The sequence below is a fragment of the Collinsella sp. HCP3S3_E11 genome (assembly GCF_052067375.1).
Lineage (GTDB): Bacteria > Actinomycetota > Coriobacteriia > Coriobacteriales > Coriobacteriaceae > Collinsella.
Genome location: NZ_JBQHQI010000026.1, coordinates 1 through 2180 on the forward strand (window position 1 = coordinate 1; position 2180 = coordinate 2180).

The 2180-nt window shown below is 56.8% G+C and carries 1 protein-coding gene; it reads right to left on the reverse strand.

Annotation, left to right across the window (positions count from 1 at the left end; genetic code table 11):
• Window positions 1-208: 208 nt before the first annotated feature.
• Window positions 209-1903, reverse strand: a complete 1695-nt coding sequence (locus ACTM86_RS08875) for a phospho-sugar mutase (RefSeq protein WP_154518687.1) — start codon at window positions 1901-1903, stop codon at window positions 209-211.
• Window positions 1904-2180 lie beyond the last annotated feature (277 nt).

The following is a 2180-nucleotide window of genomic DNA, read 5'->3' on the forward strand; positions in this document are numbered from 1 at the left end:
GTGCACGCCTGCGCCGGTTCCCGGTCCGACCGGGCCGCGCGGCAAGGAGATATATTGCCAGACCGGAGGGGCCCGCGGGGCGGGAATCTGGTTGCACACAACTCCTACACAGTTTGGGATTCTCAGCTGTATTTAGCAGTAATAGAGAGGGGACCTCGTTTCCGAGATCCCCTTTTTCGTCTATCTATAGAAATAGGCTTTCAAAGCCTTAGGCCAACAGCTTGCGACCTGACTCCTCAATCGCGTCAAGTGCTGCATCAGCCTCGGCGGCATCCGCGCCCTTAGCGAAGATGTACAGCTTGATCTTGGGCTCGGTGCCGGAAGGACGGACAATACCCTTGTTGCCACCCTCAAGATCGAACTCAATGACATTAGCCTTCGGCAGGCCGTTCACGCACGTGTTGTAATCCACAACGGCCTCGATCTTGGAGCCTGCGAGCTCCGCGGGCGGGTTCTCGCGCAGACCAGCCATGATGCCGGCCATCTTTGCCGCACCCTCAGCGCCCGGATAGCTCAGCGAAATCGTCTTGTTGTGATAGTAGCCATACTTCTCGTACAGCTCGTGCATCGCATCGGCAAGGTTCTTGCCCTGTAGCTTGTAATACTGCGCCATCTGGCAAATCAGAAGCGAAGTGCTCACGGCGTCCTTGTCGCGCACGTGGTCGCCGGCCAGATAACCGTAGCTCTCCTCGAAACCGAAGATAAAGCGATCGACTTCACCAGCATCGGAAAGCGAGGTAATGATGTCACCGATGTACTTGAAGCCCGTCAGGCAGCGACGGAGCTCAAAGCCATACTCCTCGGCCAGAGCATCGACCATGGCGGAAGAAACAATGGTAGTAACCGCGACCTTCTTGGTGAGATCCTCGCCGCGGGCGGCACGGGTCTTGCAGATATAGTCGAGCAGCAGAACGCCCATCTCATTGCCGGTCAGCAGCAGATAGTCATCACCATTCTTAACAGCAACGCCAACACGGTCGGCGTCAGGATCGGTTGCAAGCAGCAGATCGGGGTGAACCTGCTCGCACAGGTCGATTCCCTTCTGCATGGCCTGACGGATCTCGGGGTTAGGATACGGGCAGGTCGGGAAATCGCCGTTCGGGTCCTTCTGCTCGGGAACAACCGTGACATCGGTGATGCCGGCGCGCTCGAGCACCGTCGTGACGGGAATGAGGCCAGTGCCGTTGAGCGGAGTGTAGACGAGCTTAAGCGGAGCGCCAGCGATCTCCTCGGCAGAAAGGTTGGTCACGCCGCGCGCGAGAACGGCGTCGTAATAACGCTCGAGGCACGAGTCGTCGATCCATTTGACCAGACCCTGCTCAAGAGCCTCATCGAAGTCCATGGACTTCACGCCAGTGAACGTATCGGTCTCGGCAATAGCCTTAGAAATTGCATCGGCGGCCTCGCTAGTGATCTGGCAGCCGTCGGGGCCATAGGCCTTATAGCCGTTATAGGGCGCAGGGTTATGGCTCGCGGTCATGCAAATGCCACCGGAGCACTTAAGGTCGCGGACGGCCCAAGATAGCGTAGGCACCGGGGAAATCTTAGGATACACAAGGGCGGTGACACCATTTGCCGCAAGAATAGCAGCAGTCGTCTTGACGAACAATTCGCCCTTATTGCGGCTATCGCGAGCAATGGCAACCGTCGGATGCTCAAAAGTCGCATTGAGATAGTCGGCGAAGCCCTGCGTTGCACGGCCGACCGTATAGATATTCATACGGTTGGTGCCAGCACCGATCGTGCCGCGAAGGCCGGCGGTGCCGAAGGCAAGATCCTGGAAGAAGGCATCGGTGATGGCATCCTCGTCACCCTGCTCCTTCATCGTGTTGAGCTCGGTCAGCAGCTCATCATCCTTGACATTGGCAATCCAAGTATCAAGCAGCTCGTGAACATCTGCCATGTGCGTCCTTCCTTCATAATCAATAAAACGGCCCGCCTAAAACAGGTCAAGCGCAGTATCACGCTTAAGTAGATAGTAATCCATTGAGTGTGTGAGACTGTCAAGAGAACGGTGAACGTCTGAATAAGATGGCAGATGATATCGTTGTAAAAAATGTCATTTAGTTAAATTGCCTGAGAAACGAAAAAGGGGGAGGCCGCGAGGCCTCCCCCTTTTCAGGTCCTTCGACGGCTCGGTGCCGTCCACCGGTCAGCGGCGCCCTGGCCTCCCACGGGCT

Bases quoted from the DNA above. Each gene is read 5' to 3' on its own strand.
- ACTM86_RS08875 (WP_154518687.1), bottom strand. From the start codon at position 1,903: ATGGCAGATGTTCACGAGCTGCTTGATACTTGGATTGCCAATGTCAAG.